Genomic DNA, 1,459 nt, shown 5'->3' on the forward strand with positions numbered 1-1,459 from the left:
GTCAACTTTGAAATCCGTCTCCAGAAAGGAGGTGTTCCAGCCGCACCTTCCGGTACGGCTACCTTGTTACGACTTAGCCCCAATCACCAGTTTTGCCCTAGGCCGTTCCTTGCGGTCACAGACTTCAGGCACCCCCGGCTTTCATGGCTTGACGGGCGGTGTGTACAAGGCCCGGGAACGTATTCACCGCGCCATGGCTGATGCGCGATTACTAGCGAATCCAGCTTCGTGGGGTCGGGTTGCAGACCCCAGTCCGAACTGGGACCGGCTTTAAGGATTAGATCGTATTTGCACACGACCAACGCTCTGTACCGGCCATTGTAACACGTGTGTAGCCCCGGACGTAAGGGCCGTGCTGATTTGACGTCATCCCCACCTTCCTCACACCTTACGGTGGCAGTATCTCCAGAGTGCCCAGCATTACCTGATGGCAACTGAAAAAAGGGGTTGCGCTCGTTATGGCACTTAAGCCGACACCTCACGGCACGAGCTGACGACAACCATGCAGCACCTTCACAGACGCCCCGAAGGGCCTCATCATCTCTGAATCGTTCGTCTGCAATTCAAGCCCGGGTAAGGTTCCTCGCGTATCATCGAATTAAACCACATGTTCCTCCGCTTGTGCGGGCCCCCGTCAATTCCTTTGAGTTTCACCGTTGCCGGCGTACTCCCCAGGTGGGATGCTTAATGCTTTCGCTTGGTCGCTAATTCATAAGTGAACTAACAACGGGCATCCATCGTTTACTGTGCGGACTACCAGGGTATCTAATCCTGTTTGATACCCGCACCTTCGAGCTTCAGCGTCAGTTGTGCTCCCGTAAGCTGCCTTCGCAATCGGAGTTCTTCGTCATATCTAAGCATTTCACCGCTACACGACGAATTCCGCCTACGTTGTGCATACTCAAGTGAACCAGTTCGCGCTGCAATTCAGACGTTGAGCGTCTACATTTCACAACACGCTTAATCCACGGCCTACGCTCCCTTTAAACCCAATAAATCCGGATAACGCCTGGACCTTCCGTATTACCGCGGCTGCTGGCACGGAATTAGCCGGTCCTTATTCATGTGGTACCTGCAATAAACTACACGTAGCTCACTTTATCCCCACATAAAAGCAGTTTACAACCCATAGGGCCGTCATCCTGCACGCTACTTGGCTGGTTCAGGCTCTCGCCCATTGACCAATATTCCTCACTGCTGCCTCCCGTAGGAGTTTGGACCGTGTCTCAGTTCCAATGTGGGGGACCTTCCTCTCAGAACCCCTACTGATCGTTGCCTTGGTGGGCCGTTACCCCGCCAACAAGCTAATCAGACGCATCCCCATCACTGACCGATAAATCTTTCGTTTTCGTTAGATGTCTGCTGAAAACCTCATAAGGTATTAGTCCGACTTTCGCCGGGTTATCCCTTAGTCAGAGGCAGGTTGGATACGCGTTACTCACCCGTGCGCCGGTCGACG

1 rRNA gene is annotated in these 1,459 nt (G+C 53.5%); it reads right to left on the minus strand.

From position 1 onward, the window contains the following. Positions 1-24: 24 nt before the first annotated feature. Positions 25-1,459, minus strand: a 16S ribosomal RNA gene (locus HMPREF9420_RS12720); the annotation flags it as partial.

It is taken from the genome of Segatella salivae DSM 15606 (assembly GCF_000185845.1).
In the GTDB taxonomy this organism is placed as follows: Bacteria; Bacteroidota; Bacteroidia; order Bacteroidales; family Bacteroidaceae; genus Prevotella; species Prevotella salivae.